The organism is Vibrio sp. 1288 (assembly GCF_033344475.1).
Window position 1 is genome coordinate 12,509 of sequence record NZ_JAWPOX010000048.1, and the last position, 18,664, is coordinate 31,172.

Below are 18,664 nucleotides of genomic sequence, written 5' to 3' on the forward strand. Positions count from 1 at the left end.
ATTCGTTTGGGGGGAAGCAACCAAGTTATTAATGAATTAAAACAAGGATATAAAAATGAAAAAGACACTAATCACTCTTACTCTAGCCCTAACAACAACGACTGCGTTTGCCCAAATGGATCATTCAAACATGGACCACGCGAACATGGATCATAGCAATATGAAGCATGAAAATATGGACCACGGCAACATGAAGATGGACCACAGTAAAATGGACCATTCAAACCTGATGGATATGCCGGGCATGTCGGCAGTTGGTATGCCAGCAAAAGGGGCAAAACCAGACAAGGTGGTACACGTTATCTTGGGTGATGACATGACTATCAAGTTCAAGAAAGACGTTAAGATTGAGCCAAACGATGTGGTGCAGTTTGTAGTCATGAACACAGGTAAGATCAACCACGAGTTTACGATTGGTTCGGCTAAAGAGCAGCTAAAACATCGCGAAATGATGAAGACAATGAGCGGTGATCACATGCACGACTCGGGCAACTCTGTGACGGTAGAACCGGGTAAAGCGAAGCAGTTGTTGTGGCATTTCCACGGTGACAACAAGGTTGAGTTCGCGTGCAACATTCCGGGCCATGCAGAATCGGGCATGGTTAAAAAGATTGAACTGTAAGTAATTATCCAACTAGACAAAGGAGCTGATGATTCAGCTCCTTTTATTTCTCTGGATCAAACTATTCGTTAGCTCATGATAAGAAATTCTGAGCCAGTGTCTCACGCTAAGATATTTTTATGACCGAATCACCGACGTAATATATAAGCCAAACTACAGGCCTTGATAGCAACACTCTTCTCCCCATATTGAGACCGTTTAAGCGTATTGCAAAGAATCCTACATAAAATAGACATAGATTTAACAGTGTTTAGAGTATTGGCTCGTTATAGTTTACGTGACATCGCTACGGTGCGAACCAAAACTAAAATTGAAGAACACGATCCATGAAAAAGTTATTTTTGTTGGCTGGGCTAATGGTTTGCTCAACCCTAAGTTACGCGTCCCAATTGAATGAGGACATTTTTCTCCTCGAGCAACAAACCTCAAGCAGAATTGGGGTGTCAGTTTGGGATACTCAAGCAGACGAGCGTTGGGATTACCGTGGCGATGAACGCTTCCCACTCATGAGCACATTCAAAACCCTAGCTTGTGCCAAAATGCTAAGTGATATGGACAGCGGTAAGCTAAGTAAAAATGCGACCGCAAAAGTCGATGAGCGCAGTATCGTTGTATGGTCTCCAGTGATGGATAAGCTCGCAGGCCAAAACACACGCATAGAGCACGCGTGTGAAGCCGCTATGTTAATGAGTGATAATACCGCAGCCAACTTAGTATTAAATGAAATTGGCGGCCCTAAGGCCGTAACAATGTTTCTGCGAACAATTGGAGATAAAGCAACGCGCCTAGACAGAATAGAACCTCGCTTGAACGAAGCCACACCAGGCGACAGCCGCGACACAACCACACCTAACGCCATACTAAACACTCTTCGAACTTTGGTCGAAGGCGAAACGTTGTCTTATGAGTCTCGTGTACAATTAAAAATCTGGATGCAGGACAACAAAGTTTCAGACTCGTTAATGCGTTCTGTATTACCAACAGGTTGGTCTATTGCAGACCGTTCTGGTGCGGGAGGTCATGGTTCGCGTGGCATTAACGCGATTATATGGAAGGAAAATCATCGACCTGTTTACATTAGTATTTATGTCACAGAAACCGAGCTCTCACTTCAAGCTAGGGACCAACTCGTTGCGCAGATAAGTCAGTTGATTTTACAAAAGTACAAAGACAATTAAGTCACCACTCACCTGACCCTATTTGTATCCTTTTCTAGCCCTTCTATTCCAGAAGGGCTCATTCTGTACTTCCATCTTAAAAACACCACTTATTGAGTAATGACTTACTTATAAATAGGTATAAGATTTACTTATTTAGGGTGAGTTAACGCCCACATTAAGCAACCAAATGCACACAAACGGCGATAATTAAACCATACTCTTACCAAGAAGCACATTTTCTACAAAATAGCTTCACGTAATTTATTGTTGGTATTTGCAACATTGCCAAGGAGATGTCTATTGAGACTTGAAAGAACTTTTAACCCTGATGACTTATCGATGCAAAACATGGAAAGTCCGATATGTATGCCGATAGGGTTTGTTCACTTTTTAGCTCAATCGGAAACACTACAGCAAGTACTTGATACGGTGGCAGAATGGATAAATCGTATATTTAATTCTGACCGTGCGAGTATCACACTTTATGAAAACAATGATCATTTAAAGGTCTACTCTTTCTCTGGTAGTAAAGCGATTCCCGCTGAATTTTTAGTGCCCATTCATCAAGCGTTTGTTGGCCGAGTGTTCAAAAAGCAACAACTGATGATCTGCGACGATGTTACGCAATCTGATGAGATCGATTGTGTGATGCTCGCATCCAATGGTATGGGTACGTGTATGGACGCGCCTTTAATGCACGGTAAAGTCTGCCTAGGAACGCTTAATGTTGCGCATCATCAAACGCACATTTACACAAACGAACAAGCGGCACAGCTTCAGTGCATCGCTAATTGGATTGCTTTAAACATTGCCCTTCATATACAGATTATGAAAATGGAACACCTCGCCACGACGGATGATCTAACAGGTATTCCAAACCGCAGAGAGTTCATGCGACAAATCGAAAGCCGCCTAAATGAATACCGAACCCTGGGCATTGACTTCCATGTTGCTATTTTAGATCTCGACAATTTTAAAAGCCTCAATGACCGATTTGGTCATGACGCAGGCGATAAATCACTGATCCATGCAGTCAATACTATTAAAAGTCATCTACTTGATTGTGACTTACTTGCCAGAGTTGGCGGTGAAGAGTTTGCCATCGTATTAAGAAGTCGCTCATCACAGCAAGCTCTAGACACATTAGAAACAATTCGTAATGCACTAGAAACGACGACCGTTCAACATTCAGGTTGTGATATGAGCTTCACTGCGAGTATTGGGGTAACTCAAGTCTGTCGTCTCGACGACTCATTTGAACCATTAGTTAAACGCGCCGACTTAGCACTTTACAAGGCAAAAGAAACTGGAAGAAATCGCGTTGAGTTTCATATTGGTGAAGAAAGGTAGAAAAAATAAAAAAAGGTAGCGACTCATTGCGCTACCTTTTATCGATTCTAACCCGCTTAAAATAACTAGTACGAACTTTAAGCCAGTTAAAAATAAGAGTGAGCAAATTTAATTATGCTTTCTTAAGATCTTTAGCTGGGTAAGTTAGTGTTTTTTCGCCTGCTTTTACATGTGTGTAAAAACCGCCACTGCTTAAACCTGTAACAACCATTTCGCCAAGATCGATACCTTTAGTCGCTACTACTACGTCACCGATTGAAAACATATTGAATACCTTGTTTGTTTAGATTAAGACACTAAGTCGTTGCGCGGTATTTAATACGATATTAGGCAAAGCACCTAATCGAGTTTTTTATCGTAAAGATTAATTTATATTTGTCGTGAACTCTAAGTTTCCACATTGAAAATCACAGGATATTTTCCAAAAAAAGATGCGCTATTCTTGTGAAATACGGTAATATTTTCTAGCATCAAGTGCGGAGGTATTCTCCGCCCTCATTGGAGAAAAATGATGAAGAAAGGCCTAAAAATGCGTGCATTAGAGCGTTCTGATTTGCGCTTTATTCATGAACTGAATAACAACCGAAATATCATGGCCTACTGGTTCGAAGAACCTTACGAGTCTTATGACGAGCTCGAAGAACTTTATCGAAAACATATACATGATGACGCTGAAAGGCGTTTTGTCGTCGAAGATGAAGACGGCATCGTAATTGGCTTAGTTGAGCTGATCGAGATTAACTACATTCACCGCAGCGCGGAATTTCAGATAATCATCGCCCCAGTGCATCAAGGCCGAGGTTATGCGACAGAGATGATTAATCGTGCGTTAGATTACTCATTCTCAATTCTTAATCTACGTAAAATCTACTTATTAGTCGCAGTGGATAACGAAGTCGCTATTCACTTATACAAAAAATGCGGCTTTATCGAAGAAGGTCACCTTGTAGAAGAATACTTTATTAACGGCGCTTACAGCGATGTTAAGCGCATGTATATATTAAAACACCAATACCAGAAAAAGATCGAAGAAAACAACTCAATTCACTAGTTCATTCTATCAAAGTAAAAGCGCAGCTATTTGGGCTGCGTTTTTATTTATTCAAATTGATATTGATATGATAATACGATGCGCTTGTCTGCTTCATCCAAATAGGTGTTGTTGTCCATGACAAACGTCATTACGTTAAAAGAGTGGCGTTTGCTCACGAGGTAACCAAGGCCGATACCACCAAAGAAGCCTTTGTAGTTCTCTCCTTCACTGTTTTCTGAGCCGTAAGTGCCTGCTGCGAAGCTGATTAACGTCAGCTCTTTGGTAAACGATTTCAGCGCAAATGCACCAACGTAACCGCTACTGCCTGAAGAGCTCATCATATTGAAGCCATTCTCTGCACTTGGCGTACCCGTAAAGTTAGGCTCGCTACAGAGACTACTTTCTGCACCGTCACAAATAGGAACATCACCAGTGTTGTACGTATAGCCTGCCATTGGGAAAATTTGGAAGCCTGCTGGCTCAATCCCGAAATAACTTAGCGGCATAAAGGTACCAACGCTGTAGTTGGTTTGATCCGCGCCGTTTACGTATTCATTTTTACCGAAGTTGAAGTTCACGATACCGACCGGAAACAACCACGAGCCACCAATACGCCACTCGCTCGCATCATCATTGATACGCAGGTTGATTTTGCGCGCTTGGTCAAGCGCAAGTGAGCCCGAGAATGAGATGTTTTGATCATCAAAATCGTAGTTGTTTGCGTACGACGCGCCAAATTTCGTGATGACTTTTGTTGGGTCATCCGCCAACTTGTTTTTATTGTCTTTTACTCGATGCTCGGCACCATGAGCCAGCGTACTGACCAACAAAGTTATACACACTAACGCTAGTTTATTTTTCATTTTTCAGTCCTTTGAGATGTTGAATACCCGCACTTAGCTGCGCAGATATTTTTTGAATCATCACTCACTGGATGTGACAAAAGCGCCCTAACTACCTTAGATGGCGTGACAGCATCCAGTGCAGGTAGTTAGGGTAGAATGGCCTGTAAGGAAGGCGTTTTAGCGATTAGGAATGATTAGTTTTTCCAGTTGTAGCTCATGCTCATGAAGTACAGTGCAGGCTCATCAAAGCCCGCTTGGAAGCGTGGCGTTTCTGACGATTCCATCAAGATCGCTTCAAACGCGAAACCAATTGAGTTTTCTGAATCCAATTTGTAATCAATGCCTGTACCAATGCGGTACGCCTTGCCAGTAGGAACGGTAATGTCACCGTTTGATTGGCTTTCATACATGCTGGTATCGAATGCAAAACCTGCATTCCACATCATTTTTTCATTCAGTTTGTACTGAGTACCCAATGCGATTTGGTAAGTGTCTTGTGTCTCTACGCCCAGCGTGGTTGTGTATTCGCTCCAGTCTTGCCAGTTCACGTTCCACATCACCGCTAGGTCATCATTCACTTCATGGTAAGCACTGAAGATCAGTTGTTGTGGAGCAATGGAGTTACTATTGTCGAATTCAAATTCGGTTTCAGAAGAGTAAGACAGGCCAAGACGCGTACCTGGTGTTGCCTCATAAAGCACACCTACTCGGCCGTTAACCTGTGTGTCTTGGTCTTCGTCATTGAAGTTCAAGGCTCCCTTCGTTTCTACTTCATACATACCGTACTGAATGCCAAGCGCCGCACCCACAGACCAGTGATCATTGATGCGGTAAGAAGCGGAAGGTTGAATGGTCAAGGCTTGCGTCGTTGCTGTAGGAATATCTAAATGATTATTCAAAAGACCTTCGTACTCGAGGCCAAGGCCGTAATTGCCATACAGACCAATACCCAGCGTCCATTTGTCGTTCACTTGTTGGCTGTAAAATGCCGACGCCATAGGAACAAAACCAATCACGTTGCCCGCATCGCCAGTCATCGTGTCTAGTTGCGCGTCACCGTAAAGGCCAATCAGGTTACCAGAGAAAGATTTACCAGAAATATTCGCCAGACCAGCCGGGTTTGCTGCCATTACTGAGGCATCTTGCGCACGAGCCGCCATACCAGCGGATGCCAAACCAATATCCGATGCTGTTGTTTCGTAAAGGTATAACCCACCCGCTTGCGCAGCAGCACAAGTCAGTAGAGAACTCGCTACGACGATTTTTGAAAGATTTTTCATGTTAAAACCTATTATTGTTAGGGGAACCCACGCTGCGACGGTGGTTGTATATCAATGAAAGGCATTGGCCAATCGCACACAGCGTGGGGGTGTTGTGGAGTCAGTCAGTTGAAATCAGCGTTATTGCTCGCTCACCTCAAGTTCAGTGGGTTTCTTTCGCTTAAACTTCTCGCGCAGAGATTGCATCATCACGAAGAACACTGGCGTCAGCAACGTGCCTACAAACGTAGAGAGAATCATGCCGCCGAATACTGCAAAGCCCAGTGAGTGACGAGATGCCGCACCGGCACCCGATGCAATCACCAACGGGAATACCCCCCAGATGAAGGCGAATGCGGTCATCTGTACTGCACGGAAACGGATTCGAGCAGCTTCTTTGGCAGAATCAATGATGGATAAGCCCTTTTCTTCTCGCAGAACTTTGGCAAATTCCACGATAAGAATCGCCACTTTGGCGGACATACCGATCAAGATGACCACACCAATCTGCACATACAAGTCGAACGGTTGTCCCACCAGCAGTAGCGTGCCCATTGCGCCGAGAATCGCGACTGGAACCGCCATCATTACCGCAGCAGGAATGGTCCAACTTTCGTACTGAGCCACCAAGAACAAGTAGGTGAACAGCAAAGACAATGCGAACGCGATTGGTGCCATGTTGCCTGCTTTCATCTCTTGGTAAGTCATGCCGGACCACTCGTACGAGTAACCACTTGGCAAAGATTCTGCAGCCAGTTTTTCAATCGCTTTTACAACATCACCCGAGCTGTAGCCTGGCGCTGGCGCACCGTTCACGGTTGCAGAACTGAACATGTTGTAGTTCGACAAGGTATCTGGGCCGAAGATCGGCTTCACTTTCACTAGCGTTGCCAGTGACACCATTTTTCCAGAGCTTGAGCGAACAAACAGATGGTTGATGTCGTCGATATTGTCACGGTATTGCTCTTCTGCTTGCACTTTCACTTGGTACGAACGACCAAACAAGTTGAAGTCAGAAATGTAGGCGCCGCCCAACTGTGCTTGCAGTGTGCTGAAGATTTCATTCAACGGTACGCCCATCGAAATCGCTTTATCGCGATCAATATCGATGTAACGTTGCGGAATATTCGCACGGAAAATCGAGAACGCACGTGCCACTTCAGGCAGTTGGTTGATTTGGGCAACAAAATCAGCGGTTGTTTTTGCCAACTCTTGTGGAGAACGGCCCAAGTTGTCCTGCAGCACAAGGTTGAAACCATCCACCGCACCCATACCTTTGATTGCCGGTGTCGCGAAAACGAACGAAGCGGCATCTGGCGTTGAGTTCAGCATTTGGTTAACTTTATTCATCAATGCGCGTTGGTGTAGCTCAGGGTCTTTACGTTTGCTCCAGTTATCCAGTTTGATGATCAACATGCCCGAGTTTGGAATCGACGCCATGTTAATTACCGAGAAGCCCGCAACCGAAACCACGTTCTCCACACCTTCCATCTGTTTTAGCTCATCAACGTACTGCTTCATTAATGGTGCAGTACGCTGCAATGCTGCTGCGTCTGGCAAACGCATTTCGACCATGAACACGCCTTTATCTTCGTTCGGTACGAAAGAGGAAGGTACGGTCATGAACGCAAATGCCAGCACCGCAATAAGCGCGCCATAAACACCGATACTCAGCACAATGCGACGGCTCAAGAAGCCAACTACACCTTGGTATTTGCGCGTTATTGCCTCAAAACCTCGGTTAAACGCACGCAAAGGCGCAATAGGCTGCGAGTGAGTTGATTTCAACATCAACGCACAAAGCGCTGGCGTTAACGTTAATGCGTTGATCGCAGAGATCAGCACCGACACACAGATGGTGACTGCGAACTGGTTGAACATTCGACCGGAAATACCCGGCAATAGCGCAACCGGTACGAATACCGCCAACAAAATAAGCGTTGTTGCCAATACTGGCCCCGTCACTTCTTTCATAGCTTGGATCGTGGCCGGAATCGGGTCTAAATGCTCTTCATGGATAACCCGCTCCACGTTCTCTACCACGATGATCGCATCGTCCACCACGATACCGATGGCGAGGATCAAGCCAAACAACGAGATCGTGTTAATGGTCATGCCCATCACGCCCATGATTGCGAACGTCGCAATGATGGAAACCGGAATCGCTAAGGTTGGAATGATGGTCGCTCGCCAGTTCTGCAAGAAAACGTACACAACGAAGGTGACAAGAAGTACCGCAATCACCAGCGTCTCGTAAACTTCATCAATCGACGTCTCTACGTATTCAGTAGAGTCATAAGCGATGTCATAGACCAAATCATCAGGAAACGATTTTTCGTACTCTGTCATGGCCTCTTTCACGCGTTCCATCACGTCTAGCGCGTTCGCGGTCGGTAACTGGTACAAGGCCAGAACGGCGGCTGGTTCGTTATTCATACGACCATCAGCTTCGTAACCTTGTGCGCCAACTTCCACACGAGCCACATCTTTCAAGCGAATCAAAGAACCTTTCTTGCTCGCACGAATGATGATGTTCTCGAACTCTTCCGCAGAAGTGAGTCGACCTTTAGTTTGCAAAACATATTGATATTGCTGATCATCTGGAGCTGGCATACCACCGATCTTACCCGCCGCCACTTGGATGTTTTGCGTTTTAATTGCGCCAATAACGTCGCTAGCAGAAAGCTTCAAGGTAGCCAGTTTATTTGGGTTCAACCAAATTCGCATTGAGTAGTCTTTCTTACCCAGAAGCGTAATGTCACTCATACCTTCGATACGTTTTAGACGCTCGACAATATTGAGATCCGCGTAGTTAGAAAGGTAGATACTGTCGTGAGACTGTTTCGGAGAACGCAGTGTGATAACGCCCAGCATGTCGGAAGATTTCTTCTTAACCGTCACACCGATTTGGTTTACTTCTTGTGGTAGAGACGACGTCGCCTGTGCCACCAAGTTGTTCACACGAACCTGCGCCATATCGCCATCTGCGCCCACTCGGAAGTAAATACGCAATGTGTATGAGCCATCGTTACCAATCACAGAAGACATGTAAATCATGTCTTCAACGCCGTTGACTTTGGCTTCTATCGGTTGTGCTACGGTCTTTTTAACCACGTCCGCGTTTGCCCCCGGATACATGGTGCTCACCGTAATTACCGTTGGAGAGATTTGAGGATACTCAGAAATTGGCAAGACTTTCAGGGCGATCATGCCCATCAATGTCATCGCCAGTGAGATCACCAAAGCAAACTTCGGCCGGTGAATGAAAAATTTACTTAACATCAGTACTCACTCAGCCTTGTTCACTCTGTAGTTCAACGTCTTTCACCGTTGCACCCGGACGCACTTTTTGTAGACCATTGACGATGACTTTTTCGTTAGCCGCCAAGCCAGTCAGCACAGCACGTTTCACACCGTAGGTCTGACCGAGTTCAACGTTACGACGTGACACCACGTGATCATCACCAACCACCATGACGTAGTCACCCGCTTGGTCTTGCTGAACAGCCGCCGATGGGATAAGCAAACCATCAATGGTTTTGTTGCGCAGCTTGATGGTCAAGTTGCCATATTCACCCGGCATAAGCGCGTAAGTTGGATTATCGAATTGTGCTTCTGCTCGAATTGAGCCTGTTTCTAAATCGATCTTATTGCCAACGGCGTAGATCTTGCCATCAAGCGGATACAATGAACCGTCTGAAAGCGTCAGTGTTAAATCAACATCCAGTTTGTCATCGTTACGATGAGCTACATCAATCGCACTTCTTACGCGGCGGTAGAGCTTCTCATCCACATCAAAGCCAAAGCGAATTGGGTCTACTTGAGTGATCGAAACAAGAGGAACGAGTTGAATTTTCGAAATACGGTCACCCACTCGGAAGTTGCTGAAACCCACGCGACCAGAGAAAGGAGCACGCACAGAGCTAAATTCAAGATCGAGCCTTGCTGAAACCAGCGTCGCCTTCGCCTCTTCTACCGAAGCAATCGCTGCGGCTTGCGCGGCAATGGCGTCATCGTATTGCTGCTCACTGATGCTTTTATCTTTGATGAGTTTCTTCACACGTTCTGCATCACGCGTAGTTTGAACGAGTTGCGCTTTTGCTTTTTGCAACGACGCTTTTGCATACGCCAGTGCCGCTTTGTAAGGACGGTCGTCGATTTCAAACAACAATTGGCCTTTTTCGACCATATCGCCATCTTTAAAATGAATCGCGGTTAATTCACCACCGACTCGCGGCATAATATCAACGTCATTTACCGCTTCAGTTCGACCGATAAAATTATGATAAGGAGTGATTTTTGTTTCGGTTAGGGTAACGGTTTCAACAGAGGGTGCTTGGGCTGTTTTCGTTACGATATCGCCAGTTTTGCATCCTGATAGTAATGCAGAAGATATAGCAATAGATACCAACGCAAATTTATATTTGGCTTTCATGATAAACCTACTTTATGTAGAAAGTGCTTTGGCCTAAATATTTAAATATATGGATAAACACACTTTCCATTCTGGAAATAAACGAGGGAGTTAGAATTGGTAGTTAAATTCGATGCGGTGATCACCATCACCGAAATTAACGTGCTCATTCCAGTTTGCAAAGTAACGAATATTTGCGCGAGGATTAATTTGATAAGACAACGCAAACTCATGAGTCAAGATATTATCTTCACCCGCATAATAAGTATCTTTATATTGACTAGACCCTGACAACGTATGCATATACATTGGGTTGTAGTTAATCCAGATTTTATCGGTTAATTCAATTTTTGAGTACATACCCACAACAGTGAAAGTACCTGGAATTTCATAACCTTTGTCATCACCACTAAAATCATTAGCAATAGTGACACCCGCACCAGCTAAAGGAAATAGCTGCAACATACCAAACTTAGGTAGACCTTGAATAAAGCTATAAGATGCATCTAATTTATCGTTATCAACGTCGTAGTTTACATCTAATTGACGGCCTAGACCTTTTGCGACTTCTACTTGGAAATTACGTAGTCTGAAAGAGTCAATGCTGTCATCAACGTTGGCATATATTGGATCGTCATTGTCGCGAATGCCAAATAGCTCACCACCAATGCCTTTCATTTCAATGATGTTCATCGCCATGGTACCAGGCTGGCTAGATTGGTAAGTTTGACCGATTTTGATGTTCGCGCCTTTATCAGTAATACCAAAGCCAGCTTGGGTGTATACCGCAAGTGGGTCAGACATATCTTGTAGTTCTTCGTTATTGTTTGTCTGCGCATAGGCAGAAGACGCGAGTTGTAGGGCTGCAACCATAATGGCAACAGACGGTTTCACTAAATTCATAAAACTGTATCCATTTTAATGATTATAAAATTATTCACGTCATGAGGTCATCATAAATAGCAAGCAACACACCTCGCTTTGGATAACATAAATTATCAAAGCAAATTCAATAATGACGAAACATTCGACGTTTTAATTAAAATAAAATAAAGCATCGTAAAAGTTCAATCACCGCTACTTATATCTTATATAACTTGAAATTTGGTAATACCAATGAAGAAGGAAATATTAAAACTTATGAAAATTCAATTATCATTAGAACAAATGATTAATTAATTTTACCATATAAATAGAGAGTGCAATGGATTTAGGTGATCGCGATCAATGTTTCATTTCGATCGTACAACACTCTTCAGATTAATTAGAACATTATAATAATTTAAAAAACCTTAGTTTGATTAGCCTAGCATCAGATTAGAATAGTAGGCCTATAATAAATAAAAAGGGAGTCACTCTCTGTGATTCCCTTTTATTATCGAGCGATAAAGCGCCGATGCGTTTCGATAACTAAAACGCAAACAATTCGCACTATTGCAGTTTCTCTATTCCCATATTGAACAGTGCAAAACTATAAATATCTGCATTTGTCTCAATTATTTTACGCGTTGGTGTGCCTGCACCATGTCCTGCATTGGTTTCGATGCGAATTAAGGTCGGATTTGAACCCGCTTGCTTCGATTGCAACTCAGCAGCAAATTTGTATGAGTGAGCAGGAACAACACGGTCATCATGATCACCCGTTGTAATCAATGTTGCTGGATATTCCACCCCCGCTTTTACATTGTGCACTGGCGAATAACCTTTCAGATATTGGAACATCTCTTTACTTTGCTCTGCCGTACCGTAGTCATACGCCCAACCAGCACCTGCGGTAAAAGTATGGTAACGCAGCATATCCAGTACGCCGACTGCTGGCAGCGCCACTTTAAATAGCTCTGGACGTTGCGTCATAACGGCCCCCACTAACAAGCCACCATTCGATCCACCGTTAATGGCTAACTTGTTTGATGACGTTACCTTTTCATCAATTAGGTATTCAGCCGCCGCAATAAAGTCATCAAACACATTTTGCTTTTGCATTTGAATGCCAGCGTTGTGCCATTCTTTGCCATATTCCCCACCACCACGAATGTTCGCTACCGCGTAAACACCACCAAGCTCTAACCAAGCCGCACGTGTCGGGCTAAAAGATGGCGTGAGGCTAATGTTGAAACCGCCATAACCATATAGGATGGTTGGTGCACTGCCGTCCATCGGTGTCCCTTTTTTATAGGTGATGATCATCGGCACTTTTGTTCCGTCTTTTGAGGTGTAAAACACCTGGCGAGATTCATACAAAACAGGGTCAAATGGCGCTTTAGATTTGTAGTACACCTCGCTATCACCATCTTTGATGTTCAGACGATAGGTAGTGCTTGGCATCTTGTAGTTGGTGAAAGAGTAGTAGACTTCGGTTTCTTCTTTTTTCCCCGAGAAACCGTATGCGCTGCCAATATCAGGCAATTTGATTTCTCGGATGAGTTTGCCGTTCATGTCGTATTGCTTCACCATCGAGATCGCATCAACAATATAGCTCGCAAACAAATTGCCACCCGCGGTAGAAACACGTAACACGTTCTTTGTTTCAGGAATCAAATCTTTCCAGTTTTTGGGCTGCGGCTGACTTGCATCCACCGTCACGACGCGTTTGTTCGGCGCATTAAGGTTCGTAACCAAGTACAGTTTCGTGCCTTGGTTGTCTATCACCCAAGTATCAGAACTGGTGTTATCTAAAATGGTTTTCAGCGGGCTATTTGGCTTACTCAGGTCTTTAAAGAACAGTTTGTTGCCCGACGTCGATACGCTGGCTGAGATAAACAAGTAGCGTTCATCTTCCGACGTGTAACCCCCAACGTAGCGATACTTTTCGTCCTTTACACCACCGAAAATTAATTGGTCTTCACTTTGTTTCGTCCCTAGTTTATGAAAGTAGAGCTTGTGTTGGTCTGTCTTCGCGGAAAGTTCACTCCCTTTTGGCTTGTCATAACTTGAGTAATAGAAGCCTTGATTGCCGAGCCAACTGATGCCACTGAACTTAATATCCACCAGCGTTTCACCGACGGGCTTTTTGGTTTCTGTGTCTAACACAATGACTTTGCGCCAATCGCTACCGCCTTCCGAAATGCTGTATGCAACCAAAGAACCATCACGTGAAAAGCTCACTCCCGCTAACGATGTGGTGCCATCTTCACTAAAAGTATTTGGATCGAGGAAAATTTCTGCTTCACCATCACCTAGCTGCCGATAAAGCACGTCTTGGTTTTGTAACCCGTCATTTTTGTAGAAGTAAGTGAACTTACCCTCTTTGAACGGCTGGCTTTGTTTTTCGTAATCCATGAGCTTAGTAATGCGCTCTTCAATCTGCTCGCGGTAAGGGATTTTCGCCAGATAATCAAACGTCACTGCATTTTGCGCCTTCACCCATTCTGCGGTTTCTGGGCTGAGATCGTCTTCCAACCAGCGATAAGGATCACTCACTTTTGTACCAAAGTAGTCATCGACAATATCCACTTTTTGTGTGGTTGGATACGTGATGGCTTTCGGGCTTACCTGTTCAACCGACGATTGCGCCGCTTCATTGGCATGCGCCACAGACAACACACTTCCGAGTGCGAGAGCTGTTGTGAGTGCTAGGGTGTTCTTTTTCATGAAATTCCTTTTTATTTTTCTGTTGTCTTTTTGTGCAATACATCAGAACTCTACTATATATCGACAAAATGAATCTAATTTCATTAAACGAGTTGTGAAAGCCATCCTAACTCCCTCATTTCCTTCCAGTTCTACAAACTAGTAAGTGGAAGTGTAGAACTTGGGAACAATACTGAAGAGCCACGATGGCGTTTACTCTCTTTCGTCTAAGTCAGCTCGATTTGGCGCAAAACCCCAGACTCAGAAGCGAAATCTTGGTCGTGACTAATCAGAACAAATCCACCTTTGTATACATTTAACGCCTGACTAAGCATTATTTTTGACTCGAGGTCGAGATGGTTATCTGGTTCATCAAGCAGCAGCAAAGGCTGAGAATTTTGGTGGCTGACTATCAGCATCGCGAGCTTCATCTTCTCGCCACCGCTCAGTAGGCGCCCCAATCGAAACACTGCATCTCGACGAAAACCGATCCCGGCCAATAAGGTCCTCGCTTCACTTTCCGTCATCTCTTGGCAGCTCTCCATTACGTTCTCAAGTAACGAAAGATTTGGATTCACTGCACCAAAATGTTGGTCGAGATAATACAAAGGCGTATTCACTTGCAACTCACCACTCTGCAACGATAACTCGCCAAGCAACGTCTTTAACAAGGTTGATTTTCCGCAGCCATTTCTCCCTTTGAGATGGACTTTGTCGTTCGCAAAAATCTGCAACGTGATAGGCGTAGAATTCCCAAAAGGTAATATACCTTCTTGTATCGACAACACTTTTCGCGAACGGTTCGGATTATCTGTAAGATAAAGCTTTTGCGCCTTGAGTTGCTCATGTCGCGATTGCAACGCCTGTTCTTTGGCTTGTAAATGCGCTTGTCTGAGTTGCTCATTCTTATTGCGATTTGAAGCGCTGGCGGTCGCGCTATCCTTTTTTCCATCAAGCAAAATTTTGGGCTGACTGCCGTCTTTGCGCAGTTTGTTCCCTTGCGCGGCGCGTTGGTCTGCTTTTTCACGATTTTTCTGGGCTTGCTCGGCTAACCGTTTTTTCTGTTTATCGACTTGCGCTAACTGCCTCTCGACCGCTTGCAGTTCAGTGCGTTTTTTCTCGGCGTACACATCGTAATTTCCACCAAAAGCCTGTAAACCTAGGCCCGATAGCTCCCAAATTTCCTCCATCTCTCGCAGCAGCTCACGATCGTGACTGATGAGTAAAATCGCACCGCTGAAATGCGTCATAGACTCTATCAGCCATTGTTTCGCCTCGGTATCGAGGTGATTGGATGGCTCATCGAGAATCAAAAGATCCGTTTCGTTTTCAAATAACTGCCATAACTGCAAACGCGCCAACTGACCACCACTGAGCCGAGCACAAGAGAAATCAGGGTCTTGCGGCAAGCCCATCGCAGCAAGCTGCTGTTTGAGTTTCAGTTCAATATCCCACTGTTCGCCAACCAGTTCGAACCAATGCTCAGAAACATCACCTTGTTCAATCTGCTTCAAAGCATGTAAGGCCGAGTCTGTTCCCAGAAATTGGGCGATCGATTGCTGACCTGAAAGCAGATCAGACGGCTGCTGGCGATACATCATGAAAGAAGAGGGAGCAGTCACAACACCGCTGGCAGGCTGAATTTCTCCCGCTAAAATGGAAGTCAAAAGCGACTTGCCGATGCCATTGCGCCCAACCAAACCAACACGTCGTTTAGTCATGGAACAAGAAATAGACTGGAATAGCGTATCGCCATTATCAAACTGATGGCTAACATTAAAAGCTTGTAAAACTGGCATAATTTGCCTCCTGTATGACAGGGACAACAGCCGTAGCTATGATTTGAAATGGCAACAAAACGCGTGCACAAACGCATTAAGCTCTATGTAAAGCTCGACGATATACGTCAAATCAAAAAGTCGTCTTGTTGCAAAGAAATATCGGAAAGTGAGCTACGCCTACTAACCCTGCAGATCCAAAAAATAAGTAAAAATATGGATGACAGGTTTAGTTCTTCATGTTGGCGTAATCTCCTAGAGAAATGATGCACAGAGTGTAGCCGCTTTTTTGTTCAAAAAGCAAGCTTTCTAACCAAATGTGAACAAAAAGAAAGTTTCACAGTAAGTTGTTATATCACATTAACTTTTTAACAAGTCTTTGAACAATTTCGAGATCTTAGCAACACAATTTTTATCCAAGCCATACTATGCTTAGGGTAAAGATAATCCACATAAGGGCGTGGTTATGAAATACAAACATATCCTTGTTGCACTCGAACTGTCAGATGAAAGCACCGTGCTTATCGACAGAGCGGTATCAATGGCAAACTATCTCGACTCCGATATCTCCTTTATTCATATTGATGGTACGCACGGAGAAATCTATCGTGAGCTTGTAGACATTAAAGAAAACCCGGATCAAAGGCCATTGAATGAGCATTCAATGGAATGTTTAACAACATTTAGTGATTACATGGATTACCCACTTAAACATTTCTTCGTAGGTACTGGCGACTTGGCTGATAAATTAGAGGTCACCATTAAAGAGCAAGAAGTGGATCTTCTGATTTGTGGCCACCACCAAGATTTCTGGAGCAAGATTATTTCTTACTCGAGACACTTAATTAACAAGTCACCGGTGGATATTCTAGTCGTCCCTATTCATGATTAGTAAAACGTAACGCTTCCCAAAACCACCAATTTATTTGGTGGTTTTTTATTGATATTGAAACAGCTTAAACAGTTTTCCAAACTAGCTTGGCGATCATTTATGAGTTACATTTTCTAACCAACCCGCGCTCCTACTGGGCATGGTTATTTAGATAGCAAGGATCCCTATGGCAAATAAAAAAGTACTCATTCTCTTTGCTCATCCTTCCCAGCATCGTTCAGAAGTGAATACTCCACTTTTCAAAGAAGCTCAAAAAATTGAAGGCGTGACATGTGTTGATCTCTATGGCGAATACCCTCGTTTCGATATTAATATCGACCGTGAGCAGCAACGCTTACGTGAGCATGACGTGGTGATTTTCCAATTTCCACTATATTGGTATTCAACGCCTGCGATTTTAAAAGAGTGGCAAGATCTGGTTTTGGAATATGGCTTTGCTTACGGTACAGATGGCACAGCACTGCAAGATAAGACCATGCTTTGTGTGCTGTCTGCAGGGGGTAAAGAAGAAGCTTATAAGGCAGAGGGCTACAACCACTTTACGATTCGTCAACTGCTTGCGCCTATTGAACAAATGTCCGCACTGACCGGCATGAACTACATTGCCCCTCTCGCGATGTTTGGCGCACGTACAGCAGATGAAGAAGGGCGAATCCCTCGTCATGTCGAGCGGTACAAGAGCCTGCTAACAGCTTTAGTCGAAGATAGGTTGGATGTTGAAGCTGCGGCGTCATTAATCAAGCTTAACAGCGCATTGCCAGAGCTCATTAAGGAGGCTTCATGACAGGGATATTCTTACAAGCCTTCGTATATTTGATTGCTGCTGTAATTGCAGTCCCACTTGCTAAGCGTTTGGGACTTGGGTCCGTTTTAGGCTATCTCATCGCAGGTGTGGTCATTGGCCCAATTATCGGTTTAGTCGGTGAAGAAACAACGACAATACAGCACTTTGCCGAGTTTGGCGTGGTGATGATGCTGTTTCTCGTTGGCTTAGAGCTCGAACCCAAAATGTTGTGGGCGATGCGCAATCGCTTAATGGGCTTAGGAGGTCTGCAAGTCGGCGGTACCGTCGCGGCGATTATGGGTATTGCCTTATACTTTGACCAGCCTTGGACCATAGCCTTAGCCATAGGTTTGATCTTCGCTCTCTCTTCTACTGCGATTGTTTTGCAAACTTTTAGCGAAAAAGGATTAACGAAGACGGAAGGTGGACAAAACGCTTTCTCCGTGTTGCTTTTTCAAGATATTGCAGTGATACCAATGTTGGCGTTCATTCCCCTATTGGCCTTACCTGAATTAATTGAACAGGCACAGTCCGCAGCACAAACAGCCGCAGCGCACCATGAAGAATTAAGCCTCGTTGCGGGGTTGCCAGGCTGGGCATACGGCATAGTAATCACAGCATCGATAGCAATCGTCGTCGTTGGTGGACACTTTTTAAGTCGACCGCTGCTCAATTATGTGGCTAGCTCTGGTTTGCGAGAAATCTTTACCGCAACTGCACTCATGCTGGTCATTGGTATCGCTGCGCTGATGAGTTTAGTGGGCTTATCTCCTGCCCTAGGAACCTTCTTGGCTGGCGTTGTATTGGCAAACAGTGAATTCCGCCACGAATTAGAGTCCAACATCGAACCATTTAAAGGCTTATTGCTGGGTCTTTTCTTTAGGCTATGTTCCCTTTAATTGTTGCTGAAGACTTAACATCCTGTTTTCATTAAGTTCTTCAGTAACTTCCATGTAA

14 protein-coding genes and 1 pseudogene are annotated in these 18,664 nt (G+C 44.3%); 7 read left to right on the plus strand and 8 right to left on the minus strand.

Annotated features, from left to right (window positions below; all coding sequences use genetic code 11):
* The first annotated feature begins 55 nt into the window (after positions 1-55).
* From copI to R8O11_RS22715, 3 genes are all read left to right on the plus strand, one after another.
* Entirely contained in the window at positions 56-622 is a 567-nt protein-coding gene (gene copI / locus R8O11_RS22705) for a copper-resistant cuproprotein CopI (protein WP_318194458.1), read from the plus strand.
* 326 nt (positions 623-948) lie between these two features.
* A complete protein-coding gene (blaCARB, locus tag R8O11_RS22710; protein ID WP_318194459.1) occupies positions 949-1,800 on the plus strand; it encodes a CARB family carbenicillin-hydrolyzing class A beta-lactamase in 852 nt (283 codons plus the stop codon).
* Between the two features lie 282 nt (positions 1,801-2,082).
* Positions 2,083-3,132 carry a sensor domain-containing diguanylate cyclase gene (locus R8O11_RS22715; protein WP_025998663.1) on the plus strand — a complete coding sequence of 350 codons (1,050 nt, stop codon included), beginning with the start codon at positions 2,083-2,085 and terminating at the stop codon, positions 3,130-3,132.
* A gap of 112 nt (positions 3,133-3,244) precedes the next feature.
* Here R8O11_RS22715 and R8O11_RS22720 read toward each other — a convergent pair whose 3' ends face one another.
* A complete protein-coding gene (locus tag R8O11_RS22720; protein ID WP_005375418.1) occupies positions 3,245-3,397 on the minus strand; it encodes a hypothetical protein in 153 nt (50 codons plus the stop codon).
* A 246-nt stretch (positions 3,398-3,643) separates the two neighbouring features.
* Between R8O11_RS22720 and speG the strand changes: the two genes are divergently transcribed.
* Positions 3,644-4,183, plus strand: a complete 540-nt coding sequence (gene speG / locus R8O11_RS22725; RefSeq protein WP_318194461.1) for a spermidine N1-acetyltransferase — start codon at positions 3,644-3,646, stop codon at positions 4,181-4,183.
* Positions 4,184-4,230: 47 nt separating this feature from the next.
* On the opposite strand, the gene R8O11_RS22730 is transcribed toward speG, so the two are convergent.
* From R8O11_RS22730 to R8O11_RS22760, 7 genes are all read right to left on the minus strand, one after another.
* Positions 4,231-5,028 (minus strand): hypothetical protein, encoded by a 798-nt coding sequence (locus R8O11_RS22730; protein ID WP_318194460.1) that lies wholly within the window; start codon positions 5,026-5,028, stop codon positions 4,231-4,233.
* Positions 5,029-5,204: 176 nt separating this feature from the next.
* A complete protein-coding gene (locus R8O11_RS22735; protein WP_186585165.1) occupies positions 5,205-6,290 on the minus strand; it encodes an OmpP1/FadL family transporter in 1,086 nt (361 codons plus the stop codon).
* A gap of 120 nt (positions 6,291-6,410) precedes the next feature.
* Complete coding sequence (gene vmeQ, locus R8O11_RS22740) at positions 6,411-9,551, minus strand: efflux RND transporter permease subunit VmeQ (protein ID WP_213971309.1); 3,141 nt, start codon at positions 9,549-9,551, stop codon at positions 6,411-6,413.
* Positions 9,552-9,561: 10 nt separating this feature from the next.
* On the minus strand, positions 9,562-10,704 hold the full coding sequence (gene vmeP, locus R8O11_RS22745; protein WP_213968297.1) for an efflux RND transporter periplasmic adaptor subunit VmeP: 1,143 nt from the start codon (positions 10,702-10,704) through the stop codon (positions 9,562-9,564).
* Between the two features lie 90 nt (positions 10,705-10,794).
* A complete protein-coding gene (locus R8O11_RS22750; protein WP_017635247.1) occupies positions 10,795-11,586 on the minus strand; it encodes a hypothetical protein in 792 nt (263 codons plus the stop codon).
* 528 nt (positions 11,587-12,114) lie between these two features.
* Positions 12,115-14,274 (minus strand): prolyl oligopeptidase family serine peptidase, encoded by a 2,160-nt coding sequence (locus tag R8O11_RS22755; RefSeq protein ID WP_226083989.1) that lies wholly within the window; start codon positions 14,272-14,274, stop codon positions 12,115-12,117.
* Between the two features lie 206 nt (positions 14,275-14,480).
* Positions 14,481-16,052 carry an ATP-binding cassette domain-containing protein gene (locus tag R8O11_RS22760; RefSeq protein WP_064376763.1) on the minus strand — a complete coding sequence of 524 codons (1,572 nt, stop codon included), beginning with the start codon at positions 16,050-16,052 and terminating at the stop codon, positions 14,481-14,483.
* A 445-nt stretch (positions 16,053-16,497) separates the two neighbouring features.
* Between R8O11_RS22760 and R8O11_RS22765 the strand changes: the two genes are divergently transcribed.
* From R8O11_RS22765 to R8O11_RS22775, 3 genes and pseudogenes are all read left to right on the plus strand, one after another.
* Positions 16,498-16,923, plus strand: coding sequence for a universal stress protein (locus tag R8O11_RS22765; RefSeq protein WP_047101695.1), 426 nt, complete (start codon positions 16,498-16,500; stop codon positions 16,921-16,923).
* Between the two features lie 166 nt (positions 16,924-17,089).
* Positions 17,090-17,707: an NAD(P)H-dependent oxidoreductase gene (locus tag R8O11_RS22770; protein ID WP_047101696.1), complete on the plus strand. Its 618-nt coding sequence runs from the start codon at positions 17,090-17,092 to the stop codon at positions 17,705-17,707.
* Positions 17,704-18,588 (plus strand): annotated as a pseudogene (locus R8O11_RS22775) (cation:proton antiporter); the annotation flags it as partial. The gene R8O11_RS22770 and the pseudogene R8O11_RS22775, both read left to right, overlap by 4 nt.
* Positions 18,589-18,664: the final 76 nt, after the last annotated feature.

Bases quoted from the DNA above. Each gene is read 5' to 3' on its own strand.
- copI (WP_318194458.1), top strand. From the start codon at position 56: ATGAAAAAGACACTAATCACTCTTACTCTAGCCCTAACAACAACGACT.
- blaCARB (WP_318194459.1), top strand. From the start codon at position 949: ATGAAAAAGTTATTTTTGTTGGCTGGGCTAATGGTTTGCTCAACCCTA.
- R8O11_RS22720 (WP_005375418.1), bottom strand. From the start codon at position 3,397: ATGTTTTCAATCGGTGACGTAGTAGTAGCGACTAAAGGTATCGATCTT.
- speG (WP_318194461.1), top strand. From the start codon at position 3,644: ATGAAGAAAGGCCTAAAAATGCGTGCATTAGAGCGTTCTGATTTGCGC.
- R8O11_RS22730 (WP_318194460.1), bottom strand. From the start codon at position 5,028: ATGAAAAATAAACTAGCGTTAGTGTGTATAACTTTGTTGGTCAGTACG.
- R8O11_RS22735 (WP_186585165.1), bottom strand. From the start codon at position 6,290: ATGAAAAATCTTTCAAAAATCGTCGTAGCGAGTTCTCTACTGACTTGT.
- vmeQ (WP_213971309.1), bottom strand. From the start codon at position 9,551: ATGTTAAGTAAATTTTTCATTCACCGGCCGAAGTTTGCTTTGGTGATC.
- vmeP (WP_213968297.1), bottom strand. From the start codon at position 10,704: ATGAAAGCCAAATATAAATTTGCGTTGGTATCTATTGCTATATCTTCT.
- R8O11_RS22750 (WP_017635247.1), bottom strand. From the start codon at position 11,586: ATGAATTTAGTGAAACCGTCTGTTGCCATTATGGTTGCAGCCCTACAA.
- R8O11_RS22755 (WP_226083989.1), bottom strand. From the start codon at position 14,274: ATGAAAAAGAACACCCTAGCACTCACAACAGCTCTCGCACTCGGAAGT.
- R8O11_RS22760 (WP_064376763.1), bottom strand. From the start codon at position 16,052: ATGCCAGTTTTACAAGCTTTTAATGTTAGCCATCAGTTTGATAATGGC.
- R8O11_RS22765 (WP_047101695.1), top strand. From the start codon at position 16,498: ATGAAATACAAACATATCCTTGTTGCACTCGAACTGTCAGATGAAAGC.
- R8O11_RS22770 (WP_047101696.1), top strand. From the start codon at position 17,090: ATGGCAAATAAAAAAGTACTCATTCTCTTTGCTCATCCTTCCCAGCAT.